Genomic DNA, 15,024 nt, shown 5'->3' on the forward strand with positions numbered 1-15,024 from the left:
GTATGCCTGAGGTCGTACGTCGGTACGGTGCCGATTACACCGGCAGGTCGATGCCGTCGTGCCTCCGGCGGAGCATGCTTGAAACCATGACCACCGCAGCCATCAGCACCACCGCAAGCACTGTCCAGGACGGCGCCGCGGCCGCCGCCGCCCACCCCCGCCACCTGGTGGGCCAAGCCCTCCGCGCGGTACGGGTCTTCGCGGCCACGGCGTTCAGCGTCGCCGTGCTCGGCTCGTACGCGGACGACGCGCGGGGCGTGACGATACCCAGGCACTGAGCACCGCCCCGAGAGCGACACTGAGCACTGCCCCCAATAGCGACACTGAGTACAGCGCCCACAGCGCGCGTCCCCAACAGCGGGCGCCCCTACGTGCCCTCGTCCGCCAGCAGCTCGTTCGCGTCCACGATCCGGTACGCGTACCCCTGCTCGGCCAGGAACCGCTGACGGTGCGCGGCGAAGTCCTGGTCGATTGTGTCCCGCGCGACCACCGAGTAGAAGACCGCCGGATGGCCGTCCGCTTTCGGACGCAGCACCCGGCCCAGCCGCTGGGCCTCCTCCTGGCGGGAGCCGAAGGTGCCGGACACCTGGATGGCGACCGTGGCCTCGGGAAGGTCGATCGAGAAGTTGGCGACCTTCGAGACGACGAGCACCGAAAGCTCACCCTGCCGGAAGGCGTCGAAGAGCTTCTCGCGCTGGGCGTTGGTCGTCTCGCCCTTGATGACCGGCGCGTCCAGATGCTCGCCCAACTCATCGAGCTGATCGATGTACTGACCGATCACCAGCGTCTGCTGCCCCCGGTGCCGGGCCACCAGCGCCTCGGTGATCCGGCGCTTGGAGTCGGTGGTGGCGCAGTAGCGGTACTTCTCCTCGGCCTCGGCCGTGGCGTACGCCAGCCGCTCGGTCTCCGTCAGATTGACGCGGACCTCGACGCAGTCGGCGGGCGCGATATAGCCCTGGGCCTCGATCTCCTTCCAGGGTGCGTCGAAGCGCTTGGGTCCGATGAGGGAGAAGACATCGGACTCACGGCCGTCCTCGCGCACGAGTGTGGCCGTCAGACCGAGCCGCCGCCGTGCCTGGAGGTCGGCGGTGAACTTGAAGACGGGGGCGGGCAGCAGATGCACCTCGTCGTAGACGATCAGGCCCCAGTCGCGGGAGTCGAACAGCTCCAGGTGCGGATAGATGCCCTTCCGCTTGGTGGTCAGCACCTGGTACGTGGCGATGGTGACCGGGCGGATCTCCTTCCTCGTACCGCTGTACTCACCGACCTCGTCCTCGGTGAGCGAGGTGCGGCGCACCAGCTCGTGCTTCCACTGGCGGGCCGAGACGGTGTTGGTGACCAGGATCAGCGTGGTCGATTTGGCGGTGGCCATCGCACCCGCCCCGACCAGCGTCTTTCCGGCGCCACAGGGGAGGACGACCACACCGGAGCCGCCGTGCCAGAACCCCTCGACGGCCTGCTTCTGGTACGGCCGCAGCGCCCAGCCGTCCTCGTGCAGCTCGATGGGGTGGGCCTCGCCGTCGACGTAACCGGCCAGGTCCTCGGCGGGCCAGCCCAGCTTCAGCAGCGTCTGCTTGATCTGGCCGCGCTCGGAGGGGTGGACGACCACCGTGTCCGGGTCGATGCGCGCGCCGACCAGCGGCTGGATCCGCTTGGACCGCAGGATCTCCTCCAGCACCGGACGGTCGCTGGTCTCCAGGACCAGACCGTGGGTGGGGTGCTTCAGCAGCCGTAGCCGGCCGTAGCGGGCCATCGTCTCGGCGACGTCGACCAGCAGGGCGTGCGGTACGGGGTAGCGGGAGTACTCGACGAGGGCGTCGACGACCTGCTCGGCGTCGTGCCCGGCGGCTCGGGCGTTCCACAGCCCGAGCGGGGTCACCCGGTAGGTGTGGATGTGCTCGGGCGCGCGCTCCAGCTCGGCGAAGGGCGCGATGGCGCGGCGGCAGGCGTCTGCCTGCTCGTGGTCCACCTCGAGCAGGAGCGTCTTGTCGCTTTGGACGATGAGGGGTCCGTTCACGCGCCGGGATCCTTCCGTGTCGCTGGGGGTCCGCCGGGCGGGCCGGGGGCGAGGTCGGCCGGGTGGCCAAAAAACCAGTGTCCCTCATCGGGCGGAAACGGGTGGGGGATGTAGCGGAGGGGTCGCACAGAGCCACAGGGATACTCCCCACCGCCAGGGGCAAGCGGGGACAGAGAACAGCGGTGGGAGGTTGATCCCTGTGGTCACGATCGCCGGGTGGGAGATCCGGAAGACCGGCGCGGCAAAGACGACCGGCGCGAAGAAGACCCCGAAGAAGACCCCGAAGAAGACTGCGAAGAACGCGACGACGAAGAACACGAAGGCTGCGGCGGCGGCGAAGAAGACGCCGACGGACACGGCGAAGAGGACGACCGCCAAGAAGACGACCGCCAAGAAGGTGGTGGCCAAGAAGGCGGCGGCGACAAAGACACCGGCCGAGAAGACAGTGGCCAAGGCGGCGACGGCGGCCAGGACTACGCGGGCGGTGTCCGCGAAGACGGAGGCAAAGCCGGAGCCGACGCGACCGCCGCTTCAGCGCGATTCGCTGTGGGCACAAGCCGCACGCCTGCTGGTGCTGCTACTGGCGTTCGTCTGCATGGTCGGTTTCGCGGTGGCGCTCGCCAGGGCCACGCTCGTGCCCTCACCGGGCTCCTCCGACCTCGTCCACACCAATCTGCGTCCGGGTGCCTCGCTGCGCGCGTACCTCGACCAGCCCGCCTTTCAGGACACGGTCACGCAGATCGGCGGCAATGTGCTGCTCGGCGCGCCCTTCGGGGTGCTGCTGCCGATGCTGATGCCGAGGGCGCGGGGTGCGGTGCGGGTGGTGCTGGTGACCGGGCTGGTGATGGTGATGGTCGAGACGGCCCAGGGACTGATCGTCGAGGGCCGTGCCTTCGACGTCGACGACGTGATCCTCAATACGAGTGGTGCCCTGCTGGGCTACGTCCTGATCGGACGGCTGCTCGGCCGCGCGCTGCACCCCCGGCGCCACCACTGGTGGCACCGCTGGACCAAGCCCTCGTCCTCGTCCTCGTCCGCGGCGTGAGCTATCCGGCCTCGTCGGCCAGTTCGGCGACGCCCGTGATGCGGTGCAGCGGATAGGTGCGGACCTCGTCGGCGGTGTGGTCGTACGCGGTGACGAAGCCGCCCTCGACCCGGACCGGGGCGATGACCCGCTGACTGGCCGCGCCGTCCGCGTTGACGTAGCCGATCCAGACGGCGGAGCCGGTGAGGGCCGCGGCCTGCATGGTGGCGAGGGTGTCGGCGGAGGTGGTGCGCGGCAGTCGGCCGGACGGGCCGGTGGCGGCCCCGGCTCCGTCGGTGGCCGCGCCCGCTGCCGCCGGTACCGGCTTGTGGGGCGCGGTGGCGGCGAGGTCCCCGGCGCGGATGGCGCGCACGGCGGCGCCGAGGAGGGTGGTGTCGGGCCTCGGCGGGCCGTCCGGCACCGGTGTGGGCGCGGTGCGGTGCGGGGTACGGCGGGCCTCGGCGCGGGTGATCAGCACATCGCCCTCGGCGGATTCGGCCGCCGGTGCGTACCCCATGGCGCGCAGTCCGTCGAGCAGCGCGTCCGGCGGGGCCTGGGAGGCCAGCACGGTGGGGGCGAGACGGCGCAGTCGCAGCGCGGCGGATCGGCGGTCGGCGAGGATCTCGGCGAGCAGCGCGTCGTCGTCGCAGCGCAGATACGCGGAGGCGGCGCCGATCCGCAGATGGCCGTGTTTACGGGCCACGTCGTCGATCAGGTACGCCAGCGGCTGGGGCACCGGGGTGCGGGAGTGCGCGGCGAGGAAGGTGTGCAGATCGTCGGCGGTAAGGCCGGCGTCGAGCGCACGGCGTACGGAGGCGGGGGTGAAGCGGTAGACCGTGGCTCCGCCCTTGGACTCGACTTCGGCCAGCACGCCCAGCGTTTCGGCGAGCGGTCGCTGCAAGGGGCCGGGGGCGACGGCGGTCAGATCGGCCTGGAGGAGGACGTGGTCCAGGGGTTCGGGGAGCAGCGGGGCGAGCAGGCGGGCGGCGTTCGCGGTCGCGGCGGCCGTCTCGGCGGGGGTGGTCGGCTGCTCGGCCGTGGTCTCCGTTCCCTTTGGTGGAGGGCCCTCGGGCGGCAGGCCGAGGAGTGCGCGGCCGTGGGAGGAGAGAGCGGCGCGGCCGGTGACACCGAGGAGTTCGGCCTCGGCCAGGGTCCAGCGGGCCAGCCGTGACCGCAGATCGTCACCAGAACCGGAACCCGGACCGGCGGCGGAAGGAGAACCGGAAGCGGATGCTGACGAGGCGCCCGAGGAGCCCGCGGGACCCGAGGGCGCCGGGACAGCGGGCGCGGTGCCCCGGTGCGGCGGCCGCTCCCAACGCAGCCGCGCCAGCAGCCCGTCGGCGTCCGCCGAGGCCCCGGCCGGGAGCGTCGCGAGCAGCGTGAGCAGACGGCGGCGCACCTCGGGGGCGGGGGAGCGGTCCAGGTCCGGCCCGAGCGCGGCGAGCGTACGGCCCTTGGCGTCACGGCCGCCGACCAGGCCCGCCGTACGGGTCGCGGTGAGCCAGGCGGAGACGAGCCCGGCCCACTGCTCCTCGGGGGCCAGCCGCAGCCATTCGTCGTAGGCGGGGGTGGGCGCGAAGCGCTCGTCGGTCTCGCCGTCGGAGGCGAGCAGTCCGGCCGCGTACGCCAGCTCGATCCAGAAGGCGGCGATCTGCTCGGTCACATCGAGGGCGGCGGCGGTCCGCTTGAGGTCGCGCACGCTCAGCCCGCCCGCGCGCAGCACCTGCGGCGGGGCGCTCTCCCACTGCCCCATCAGCTCCTCGACGGTGGCCTGCGCGGTGAACGCCTGGCCCGCGGCGGTGCTGTCCACAGTCTGTGGGCGGTGTTCGGCGGCGGGGGGCAGCGGCGGGGGCAGCGGTTCGGGGGCGCGGTGGGCGCGGCCGCCGCGGAGATGGAGGGCGACCTCGCGGGGCAGCACCACATTGCGCAGCCCGGACGGCAGCAGCAGCCCGCGGTCCAGCAGCCAGGCGACGGGCGGGGTCGGCGAGGCCACGGACACCTCGCCGTACGGCGGACCCCAGACCAGCTTGGCCAGCACCGCATGGGCGCCCTCGGGTGCCTGGGCCAGCAGCGCCGCCATCCGCGCGCGGTCGGCGAACAGCCCGGCCAGGGCGGCCACGGCCGTCACCGGGTCGTGGGTGGGCGGCAGTCCGGCCGTGGTCAGCAGCTCCTGGAGGCGGCCCGGCGACATCCCGGACGCGGCCTCGTGGACGGTGGGGCCGAGTCCGGTCGGAGACGGTGCGCCGGCGGAGGGGGCCAGCAGTTCACGGGCGGTGCGGACCAGCCGCAGCCGGTCGTCGCCGCCCCAGACGAGGGCCTGGCCGCGCAGGGTGGCCACGGCGCGCGGCAGCTCGGCGGCGATCTGCGCGCGCGTCTCGGCGGGCAGGGGCGTCTCGGCCGGCGGGCCCGACTGCTCGTCCGTCCCCGTCATCAGATCGCGCAGCGTCTCGTACGGGCACGGGTCGGGCGCCACCGCCAGCGCCTCGGCGGTCTGGAGCGCGAACCGGTCCAGCCGCTCCACCGCCCGTACGACCGAGGCGCGGGTCCCGGCGCGGGTGGCGAGCTGGGTGAGGTCGTTGGGGACCGGGGACAGCAGGTCGGGGCGGGCGCGCAGCAGCGTGGCGAGGGCGTCGTCGGGGCGGGTGCGCAACTCCTCGGCGAGGGTGCGCGGCGCGCCGCGGCCGCTGTCCGCCGGGCCGGTCTCTGCCGCCACGCGCGCCTCCCGATTCCGCGAGCTGGTCATTCGATCCACAGTACCCGGGGGGTGGCGGGGGCCGGTGGTGCGGCGGGAAACCGCTCCCGCACGGTACGGTCGAAGCCGTCTTGGTACGCCGACCGTGCGCATTCTCAGGGGTCTTGGTGGGGATCGAGAGCGAAAAGCTCGTCTACGACTATCTGAGCCGCGTCGGGGACCTGGCCCAGCAGCAGGGGTTGTCGTCGGGCGACCGGATGCGGCTGGTCTCCGGGCTCCGCGCCGATATCGACCACCGGCGGGCCACCGGCGGTACGGACAGCACGGCCGGGGTGAAGCGGATCCTCGCCAAGCTGGGCTCGCCCGCCGACGTGGTGGCCGCCGCGGGCGGCCGGGCCCCCGACCCGGGCGCGGGCGCGACCACGGGGGCGTCAACCGGAACGCCGAGCGGTACCCCCTCCGGAACCTCCGCACCGGCCCCGTCGGGCGCGTCGGGCCCGGCCGTCCCCGAGCCCCCGCGCGGTGCGGCGGGCGCGGCCCGCGCGGCCCGGGAGAGGCTGGCCGGACTCGCCGAACGCACCGGGCTGACCGGCAAGGTGCCCACGCCGCGCGAGGGGAACGGCAGCGGAAGGGACGGCGGGGCGGGCGACGGCACCTACCTGATCAAGCACACGCCCGTCACCCCCGACACCCCCGGTATCCCGGCCCCGCGCTCGGCCGCCGCGTCACCGCCGCACCTCGCGGGCGAGGACGAGCTCGGCCCGCGCGAGTCCAACCCCGACTGGTGGCATGTGGAGCCGGGCCCGTTCGCCCAGCCCGAGCAGCACGACGCGCAGTACGGCGCCGTGGAGGGGTTCGTCGGCGGGATCGAGATCCCCGAACTGCTCGGCGGCACCTCGGCCGAGCAGGAGCGACGGGAACGGCAGGAGCGGTACGCGAAGGACGCCGCCGAGCGGGCCGCGGCCGAGGAGGAAGCGGAAGCCGAAGCGGACGCGGACTCCGGCAGCGCACCGGCGCGTCGCCGGGGGTTGCTGCGGCGTGCCCTGTTCGGGCGCGGCGAGGCCGCGGCGGCGGACGACGGAGGTGGCGCGGCGGCCGGGGCCGGGTGGCTGGCGGGGCTCGGCCCCCTGCTGCTGCTCTCGATCGGGCTGCTGGTCGCGGGCGCCGTGCTGGGCAACATCCTGCTGCTGGGTTTCGGCTGGGTGCTGGCGTACACGACCGGACGGCACTCCCGCGCCGAGGCGAAGTGGGCGGTGCTGGTCATGCCCGGCCTGGTCGCGGCCGGTGGTATGGCCTGGCTCTGGGGGCGCAGCAAGGGCAAGTGGGGTGACCCGATCCCGAAGGACGGGATGCAGGACGCGCTCGCGGACACCTGGCCGGTGGTCGTCCGGGCCGCGGCCGTCGCCACGGTGCTGTTCCTGGTGTGGCGGGCGCGGCGCCGGGGCTGACCCCTGCGGCGGGTCGGCCTCGACGAACCGGTCCATGGGCGAAGGGCACAATGAGGGGCATGGCTTCGCATACGGTGAGGGTCGGCTTCGACCTCGACATGACGCTCATCGACTCCCGGCCCGGTATCAAGGCGGCGTACGAAGAGCTCTCCGCCCGCACCGGCACCTTCGTGGACGCCGAGCTGGCCATCACCCGGCTGGGGCCGCCGCTGGAGCAGGAGCTCGCACACTGGTTCCCCGACGAGCGGATCCCGGAGATCAGCGATCTCTACCGCGAGCTGTACCCGGAGTACGCGGTCGGGCCCACGCCCGCGATGCCCGGCGCTCGCGAGGCGATCGAGGCGGTGCGGCGGGCCGGGGGCCGGAGCGTGGTGGTCACCGCCAAGCACGAGCCCAACGCCAAGCTGCACCTGAGTCATCTGGGCATCGTGCCGGACGCGGTCGTCGGCTGGCTGTGGGCCGAGGCCAAGGCGGAGGCGCTGCGCGAGTACGGGGCGACGGTCTACGTCGGCGATCACACCGGTGACATACGGGGCGCGCGCGTCGCGGACGCGCTGTCGGTGGCGGTGCCCACCGGGCCGTGCGGTGCGGAGGAGTTGCGTCAGGCCGGGGCCGATGTGGTGCTCGAGGACCTGACGGCGTTCCCGGCATGGCTGGAGCGCCACCTCAACGGGGAGCTGTCCGGGAGCGGGGAGTCCGGGAGCGGGGAGTCGACCGCGAGCTGACCCCGGTCAGGCTTCGCGGCTGTCCGGGGTGCGGGTGGCCTCCCGCCGCTGTGCCGCGATCGACCGCAGTACTCCGGCCGCGGCGAGTGCGAAGCCGACGCCCATCAGCATGGAGATGAGGTACGCGGCCGTCGGCAGCGGATCCGCGCCCAGGAACATGGGTGCGACGGTGGCGAGGGTGGCGATGGCGCCGACGGCGAACACGATCACGCCGATGCGTACCAGCCGGTCGCCGGGCCCGTCTCCGGTGTGGCCGGGCGAGGTTCCGTGGTGCGGGGTTTCATTGCTCACCGCACCAGGGTAGATCGGTGCCTGAGTGCCCATACGAACTACCCGGAACCATCCGGGTACGTCTTGTCACCAGGCTCGGGACCATTAGCCTTGGTGGTGGCGGGTCCTACGACCCGCTGTAGTGCTATCCAGAGCTGTTTTTCCGTGTTTTCCGACGAGCGACGAGGACGAGGACAGACGTGCCTACCGGCAAGGTCAAGTGGTTCAACAGTGAGAAGGGCTTCGGCTTTCTCTCCCGCGATGACGGCGGTGACGTCTTCGTGCACTCGTCAGTGCTCCCGGAAGGCGTGGACGCACTGAAGCCGGGGCAGCGCGTGGAATTCGGCGTGGTGGCGGGAAACCGCGGTGATCAGGCACTTTCGGTGACGATGCTCGACCCGGCCCCCTCGGTGGCGGCGGCCCAGCGGCGCAAGCCGGATGAGCTCGCGTCCATCGTCCAGGACCTGACCACCCTGCTGGAGAACGTGACGCAGCAGCTGGAGCGCGGCCGCTATCCCGACAAGGCACATGGCCACAAGATCGCGGGGATGCTGCGCGCGGTGGCCGATCAGCTCGACGTCTGAGCCCGCGCGTAGGCACCCGGGGACTGCCCCGAGCCACTCCGGAACCTCCCGAGGTCACCCCGGGGCGTAACGAATCAGACACGTTCAGCGACGAGTTCCGGACAAAGAGGCGCCGGAGAGGCGGCGCTGCGACGTCGTGGAGACGGACGTCATCGAGACGGACGTCTGGAGACGGACGCAGACGTCAGACGAACGCCAGCGCATCGGGGCCGAGGGGCGGTACCAGCCCCTCGGCCGCCGCGCGGGTCAGCAGCCCGCGCACCGCGGCGTAGCCGTCCTCGCCCAGTCCGGCGGTGAACTCGTTCACATACAGCCCGATGTGCTGGTCGGCGACGGCCGGGTCCATCTCCTGGGCGTGCGCCAGCACATACGGGCGGGACGCCCGCGGGTCGTCCCAGGCCATCAGCACCGAGGTGCGGGCGGCATCGGCGATGGCGCGCAGCCGCTCGGCGCCCAGTGAGCGCTTGGCGATGATCGCGCCGAGCGGGATCGGCAGCCCGGTGGTCAACTCCCAGTGCTCGCCCATGTCGGCGAGGCAGTGCAGACCGAAGTTCTGATAGGTGAACCGGGCTTCGTGGATGACGAGTCCGGCGTCCACCGCGCCGTCCCGCACCGCGGGCATGATCTCGTGGAACGGCAGCACCCGGATCTGCCCCACGCCCTCCGGCACTTCGGCCGCCGCCCACAGCCGGAACAGCAGATACGCCGTCGAACGCTCGCTGGGCACCGCGACCGTCTTCCCCGCCAGGTCCGGCGCCCGGCCGGGCTCCCGGGTCAGCACCAGCGGTCCGCAGCCACGGCCCAGCGCCCCGCCGCACGGCAGCAGCGCGTACTCGTCCAGCACCCAGGGCAGCTCGGCGTACGACACCTTCAGTACGTCGAACTCCCCGCGCTCGGCCATCCCGTTGGTGATGTCGATGTCGGCGAAGGTGACGTCCAGCGGTGGGGCCCCGGGAATGCGACCGTGTGCCCAGGCGTCGAAGACGAAGGTGTCGTTCGGGCACGGGGAGTACGCGATCTTCAGGGGCTCGGTCACTGCCGGATTCCTTCCCGGTCGACGAAGTCCGGGCCGGGGCCCGGTTCCAGATTCCAGGTTCTGAGGACGGGGACGAGATCCCCGAAGGCGACCGCCAGAGCCTCGAGCGCCTCGCCGATCCGCCAGGCGGCCCGGTCGCGAGGGCCGACGGCATTGGAGACGGCCCGTACCTCCAGGACCGGCACGGACTGCGCGGCGGCCGCCTCCGCCACGCCGAATCCCTCCATCGCCTCGGCGGCGGCCCGCGGATGACGCCGCAGCAGCTCCGCGGTCCGCTCGGCGCTGCCGGTCACGGTCGACACGGTGAGCACGGTGCCGCGGACCGCGTGCACGGCTTCGGTGGCGGCGGTGACGAGGTCGGCGGGCGGCAGATGTTCGACGGTGCCGAAGCCGAGCTCGGTGACGGCGGCGAAGCCGTCGGCGGTCTCGGCGCCGAGGTCGGCGGCGACCACGGCATCGGCGATCACGACCGAGCCGAGCGGGGCGCGGGGAGCGGGCCGGTCACCGGCCGGGCCGGTGAAGCCGCCGCCGATACCGGCCGAGACGGCGAGGTCGTAGGGGGCGTGCGCGAGCGCGGCGGCGGTCAGCGCGGTGGCGCTGCCCGCCGCGGCGGCTGCCGGGCCGACCCCGGCGGCCGTGACATCGACGGAGAGGGCCGGTGCGCCGGACCACTCCAGCCGGTGCAGCACGCCGCCGGGCAGGGCGACTTCGGTGGGTGCGGCGGCCTCGGCGATTGTGCGTCCGAGGCCCCGTACCACGGCGTCCCGCTCCGCGGCGACGGCCGTGACGATCAGCGCTCGCATCGGCGCCGGTCGTCCGTCAGGAGTCCCGCTCGAGCTTGAAGCGCCACAGGCCCTTGGGCCGCTTGCTGCCCTTGCCCTCCTCGTCCACCTGGACGACGGTGAGGGTGACCTTGTCCACCGGGGACGCCTGCCCGGTCTGGGGGTTCTGCTGCGACAGCAGGGTCTCGCTGTCGAAGCTGCGGTAGGTCTCCGTGCTCGGCTGGTTCATGACCGGGGTGCCGGCGACCACGGCCCAGCCGGACTCGGCGATCTTCGGGTCGACGCCGATGCGCACCTTCTCGCCGGTGGTCACCTTGATCGTCTTCTCCGGCGCCTTGGCCAGGCACTTGTCCAGCGCCGACTTGCTGAGCTGCTCGCTCTCGTTGTAGCAGCCGTGGGCGGCCTCGGCCGTCACGGTGGTCGAGCCGACCGTCACCGTCGCGAGCGGAGTCGGCTTGTCGCAGGCGGAGAGGGCGATGAGCCCGAGGGCAACAGCACAGGCGGCGGTGGCGGCGCGGCGGCCCTTGCCCCTGGAAAACAACGCAGCGGTCATGCGGGCAGGCTATCGGTCCATTCCGATCACCCCGCGCGGGGGTTCCTTCCGACGCGTTTCGCCGCCGCCTCCGGCCCTCGTTCCGCTTCCGTTCCGCCTTCCATTCCGCTTCCGTTCGGCCCCGGCTCCTGGCCCGCGCGAGCCCGCCCGTCAGGCCACCCGGGGGCGCGGCGCGCCCTGCCGGGCGGCGGACAGCAGCCCCCGTACGCTCGCGGCGGCGCCCAGGGCCACCAGTACCGCGGCGACCGCCATCCCCAGCTCCCCGTTGAGCGGCAGCGCGATGCCCACGGCTCCGCCGACGACCCAGGCGATCTGGAGCGTGGTCTCCGAGCGGGAGAAGGCGGAGGTGCGGACCTCCTCCGGTACGTCGCGCTGGATGAGCGCGTCCAGCGACAGCTTGCCCAGCGCCTGGGAGATGCCCGCCGTGGCGGCGACGGCGGCGACCGTCACCGCGCCGTACAGCGTGGCCGCCACGACGATCACCCCGAGGGCCGAGGTCACCACCACCGCGATGATCCGCTCCGGGCCGCGGGCCCGCAGCCAGGCGCCGATCGCCGTGCCCAAGGCGTTGCCGCCGCCCGCCGCGACCACGACCAGGCCGAGGGACAGTTCGGGGCTGAGCCCGCCCACCGGCTGGTCGCGCAGCAGGAAGGCGAGGAAGAGGGTGAGGAAGCCGGACAGCGCCTTGAGCGAGGCGCACGCCTGGAGGGCGTGCAGCACGGACGGGCCGACGGTGCGCAGTCCGGGCCGTCGCTCCCGGCCGCCGGGCGGACTGCCGAGCTGAGCGGAGCGTCCGCCGAAGGGCCCGCCGAAGAGCCAGCTGAACGCACCGCCGAACCGCCCGCCGGGCGCCGCCCGGGACCGTCCGCCGAACCCGCGTCCGAACCCGCGTCCGAACCGCGCGCCCGAAGGAGCCGTGGGTCGGGGAGGAGTGGTGGTCCGGGGACGGGGCCGGTGCACCGAGGCCGGCAGATGCAGATGATGCGCGCCCGAGGTGAGCTGTGCCCTCGCCTCGCCCAGGGACGAGTCCACCTTGTGCGGCAGCGTGAAGGACAGGAACGCGCCCGCCATGAAGATCACGAACGCCCCGTACAGCGGCCAGCTCGGCCCCAGCTGATGCAGCCCGGCCCCCACGGGCGCGGCGACACCGGTCGCCAGCAGCCCGGCGAGGGTCACCCGGGAGTTCGCCTTGACCAGCGAGAAGCGGGGCGGCAGCAGCCGTGGCACGATCGCGGACCGCACCACGCCGTACGCTTTGGACGCCACCAGCACACCCAGCGCCGCCGGATACAGCTCCAGACCACCGCCCGCCACCGCGCCCGCCATCGCCAGCGCCAGCAGCGCGCGGGTGAGCATCGCGCCCGCCATCGCCGCGCGGCGGCCATGCGGAATGCGGTCCAGCAGCGGGCCGATGACAGGGGCCAGAAGGGCGAACGGGGCCAAGGTGATGGCCAGATACAGCGCGACCCGGCCGCGTGCCTCGTCGGTCGGGACCGTGAAGAAGATCGTGGAGGCAAGCGCGACGGTGATCAACATGTCGCCCGCCGAGTTCACCGCGTGCAGTTCGATCAGCTTGCCGAGCCCGGACTCACCGGCCCCGTGCGCATGGGTGGCCCGGCGGATGCCGCGGCCGGTCGCGGTGAAGGGGAGGTGCAGTGCGCGGGCGACCCAGCGGCCCGACCGTTGGATCGGACCGCTGCCGTGGAACCGCATGCCTGCCACCTGACCATGGTGCAGCCAACGCGGCCGGGACGTGAGACCTTGGACGGCTTTCCGGATCGGTTCGGTTCGGTCCCACGCTTTCGTCGTCCCTCGGTAACCCGCTCTGTCCAGCGCAAACGCGGTTCGGATGGGGCGGATGACGGAGGATCGGGGTGGGACGGGGGTGGGGGCGGCCCGGCCGGACAAGGTAGCGTGCGTAGCGCGCCACCGACGGTCGTTCCTGGCCATGTACCGGGATGCCATCCCGCAGAATGGAACGTACAAGGTGCGCCCGAGGCCGGAACGGGCGCGGACGTCGACGCGGTCCTACGGTCCGCTCCGTCCGCAGTCCCGCCGACCGGCCATCGGCTGGCGCACTCGTCAGACGGCTGCGACGGCGTGGAAGAGAGAACCGATCCTGTGAGTGCTGCGATGCGAAGCCGTACCCCCGACCGTCTGTGCGCCGAGGCGGTCGAACTCGCCCGCGAGGCCGCCGCGGACGCGGCGCGGCCCGGAACGGTCGGCGAGCATGTGGGCGCCGTCGCGGAGGGAGACCGCGTCGTCACCCACCTCTTCGAATGCCCCGAGCCCGGCTACCGCGGCTGGCGCTGGGCGGTCACCGTCACCCGCGCCTCGCGGGCCAAGGTCGTCACCCTGGACGAGACGGTGCTGGTGCCCGGCCCGGACGCGCTGCTCGCGCCCGAATGGGTGCCATGGAGCGAGCGGCTGCGCCCCGGCGACATGGGGCCAGGGGATCTGCTCCCCACCGAGGCCGAGGATCTGCGGCTGGAGGCGGGCTTTTCGGGCGAGGACGCCCCGCCGCCCAACTCCCTGGTCTCCGAGGAGATGGAGCAGCTCGCCGCGGTGGAAGAGGCCGATGTGACACCCGGGGCGCCCGCCGCCCAGGGGGCACCGCCCGCGACCGGCTCGATCGCGTCCGTCGCCGAGGAGCTGGGCATGCGCCGCGCCCGGGTGCTGTCCCGCTACGGCCTCCATGTCGCCGCCGACCGCTGGGACGACGCGTTCGGCGCCCGGACCCCGATGGCGCAGGCGGCCCCCGGCACCTGCGCGAGCTGCGGTTTCCTGGTGCCGATTGCGGGCTCGCTGCGGCAGGCGTTCGGCGTGTGCGCCAATGAGTTCAGCCCGGCGGACGGCCGTGTGGTCTCCCTGGCGTACGGCTGCGGAGCGCACTCCGAGGCCGCCGTCATGCCGAAGCCGCCCCGCCCGGCCGAGCCCGTCCTCGACGAAACGGTCGTCGAACCGCTGCCCCTCCACCCCGACCGCACGGGCGGCTCGGTCGAGCCGGACTCCCCGGCGGAGGAACTGGGCCACTCCTAGCCTTCCGCGGGCGGCGGTCCGGGGGCCCCGGCCCCGGTGGTCGGCGTCGGCTCGCACGGGTCCGCTCCGGGCGAGGGGGCATGGCCTCAGGCGTGCGATGACCGTCGGCTATCCGGCCTGGGCCCTGGTCCGGTGCCGCCTTGCGCCGCGGGTGGGGTGTGGCGCCCCGTCCGCGGGTGGCCGGCGGGGGACTCGCGTCGCGGCGCGGTCGCCAGCCCGCCGGGCCTGGCCATGGGGCCCGTGGGGGCCTGCCCTGGCCGCCCCGCCCGCTGCCGTTGGCGTTGGCCGCGTTGGGGCCCGGCTCCGGTGGTCGGCGTCGGCTCGCACGGGTCCGCCCCGGGCGAGGGGGCCATGGCTTTCAGCCCACGGTCACGTGTCTCGGCGCCGTCCCGGCAGCCACGGCCGGGTGTTCACACTGGTCCGGTGCCGCCTTGCGCTGCGGGGCGGGGCGCGGCGGCTGCCGTGCGCGACGCCGATATCCGGCCGGTTTCGCGTTGCCGGGTCTCGGTAGCGGGCCACCGGCGCCGGGTGGCGTTGGCGGACGGCGCGGTCCGTCGCCGCGCGGCCAGAAGCCGAGTCTCACGGGGCCGTCCCGTCGGCCCCGCCCGCCGCCGTCGGCATCGGTCGCGGTGGGGGCCCCGCATGTCACCAGCCCAGGGCCCGGCCCCGAGGCCCGTGGGCGGCTGCCCCGGGCGGCCGTCCTGCCGACCCCGACCGCCGCGTCGGCGGCGGGCGCGGTGGGGACCGGGGCGGTGGGGTGGATCGCGGGGGGAGTACGTTCGCCGTTAGGGTCCGTCATCACCAGGGGCGTTCGGATATGGACACCTCGTGGGCGGACCGGCGGACCGGCGGGG

At 73.6% G+C, this 15,024-nt stretch carries 13 protein-coding genes; 6 read left to right on the top strand and 7 right to left on the bottom strand.

Going from position 1 to position 15,024, the window contains the following annotated elements:
• Positions 1–86 precede the first annotated feature (86 nt).
• The gene (locus AC4BEG_RS19355) at positions 87–278 is read left to right on the top strand and encodes a hypothetical protein (RefSeq protein ID WP_490701002.1); all 192 of its coding nucleotides are present in this window, start codon (positions 87–89) and stop codon (positions 276–278) included.
• 89 nt (positions 279–367) lie between these two features.
• Here the strand turns inward: AC4BEG_RS19355 and AC4BEG_RS19360 are convergent, their stop codons facing one another.
• Positions 368–2,017, bottom strand: a complete 1,650-nt coding sequence (locus AC4BEG_RS19360; protein ID WP_490701003.1) for a DNA repair helicase XPB — start codon at positions 2,015–2,017, stop codon at positions 368–370.
• A gap of 199 nt (positions 2,018–2,216) precedes the next feature.
• On the opposite strand from AC4BEG_RS19360, the gene AC4BEG_RS19365 reads away from it, so the two are divergent.
• A complete protein-coding gene (locus AC4BEG_RS19365) occupies positions 2,217–3,062 on the top strand; it encodes a VanZ family protein (protein ID WP_490701004.1) in 846 nt (281 codons plus the stop codon).
• 1 nt (position 3,063) lies between these two features.
• Here the strand turns inward: AC4BEG_RS19365 and AC4BEG_RS19370 are convergent, their stop codons facing one another.
• Entirely contained in the window at positions 3,064–5,784 is a 2,721-nt protein-coding gene (locus AC4BEG_RS19370; RefSeq protein WP_490701005.1) for a helicase-associated domain-containing protein, read from the bottom strand.
• Between the two features lie 116 nt (positions 5,785–5,900).
• Between AC4BEG_RS19370 and AC4BEG_RS19375 the strand changes: the two genes are divergently transcribed.
• Both AC4BEG_RS19375 and AC4BEG_RS19380 read left to right on the top strand, forming a co-directional pair.
• On the top strand, positions 5,901–7,181 hold the full coding sequence (locus AC4BEG_RS19375; protein WP_490701006.1) for a hypothetical protein: 1,281 nt from the start codon (positions 5,901–5,903) through the stop codon (positions 7,179–7,181).
• A gap of 59 nt (positions 7,182–7,240) precedes the next feature.
• Positions 7,241–7,906 (top strand): HAD family hydrolase, encoded by a 666-nt coding sequence (locus AC4BEG_RS19380; RefSeq protein ID WP_490701007.1) that lies wholly within the window; start codon positions 7,241–7,243, stop codon positions 7,904–7,906.
• Positions 7,907–7,912: 6 nt separating this feature from the next.
• On the opposite strand, the gene AC4BEG_RS19385 is transcribed toward AC4BEG_RS19380, so the two are convergent.
• Positions 7,913–8,230 (bottom strand): hypothetical protein, encoded by a 318-nt coding sequence (locus tag AC4BEG_RS19385; RefSeq protein ID WP_490701008.1) that lies wholly within the window; start codon positions 8,228–8,230, stop codon positions 7,913–7,915.
• Positions 8,231–8,376: 146 nt separating this feature from the next.
• On the opposite strand from AC4BEG_RS19385, the gene AC4BEG_RS19390 reads away from it, so the two are divergent.
• A complete protein-coding gene (locus AC4BEG_RS19390) occupies positions 8,377–8,760 on the top strand; it encodes a cold-shock protein (protein ID WP_490701009.1) in 384 nt (127 codons plus the stop codon).
• Positions 8,761–8,944: 184 nt separating this feature from the next.
• Here AC4BEG_RS19390 and AC4BEG_RS19395 read toward each other — a convergent pair whose 3' ends face one another.
• From AC4BEG_RS19395 to AC4BEG_RS19410, 4 genes are all read right to left on the bottom strand, one after another.
• Positions 8,945–9,796: a 1,4-dihydroxy-6-naphtoate synthase gene (locus AC4BEG_RS19395; RefSeq protein ID WP_490701010.1), complete on the bottom strand. Its 852-nt coding sequence runs from the start codon at positions 9,794–9,796 to the stop codon at positions 8,945–8,947.
• Positions 9,793–10,599, bottom strand: coding sequence for a futalosine hydrolase (locus tag AC4BEG_RS19400; RefSeq protein ID WP_490701011.1), 807 nt, complete (start codon positions 10,597–10,599; stop codon positions 9,793–9,795). Before AC4BEG_RS19400 ends, AC4BEG_RS19395 begins: the two co-directional genes overlap by 4 nt.
• Positions 10,600–10,615: 16 nt before the next feature.
• Complete coding sequence (locus tag AC4BEG_RS19405; RefSeq protein WP_490701012.1) at positions 10,616–11,131, bottom strand: hypothetical protein; 516 nt, start codon at positions 11,129–11,131, stop codon at positions 10,616–10,618.
• A gap of 150 nt (positions 11,132–11,281) precedes the next feature.
• Positions 11,282–12,844 (bottom strand): MFS transporter, encoded by a 1,563-nt coding sequence (locus AC4BEG_RS19410; protein WP_490707129.1) that lies wholly within the window; start codon positions 12,842–12,844, stop codon positions 11,282–11,284.
• Between the two features lie 420 nt (positions 12,845–13,264).
• On the opposite strand from AC4BEG_RS19410, the gene AC4BEG_RS19415 reads away from it, so the two are divergent.
• Positions 13,265–14,170: a DUF3027 domain-containing protein gene (locus AC4BEG_RS19415; RefSeq protein ID WP_490701013.1), complete on the top strand. Its 906-nt coding sequence runs from the start codon at positions 13,265–13,267 to the stop codon at positions 14,168–14,170.
• Positions 14,171–15,024: the final 854 nt, after the last annotated feature.

This window comes from Streptomyces sp. JLBJ103 (assembly GCF_058215575.1).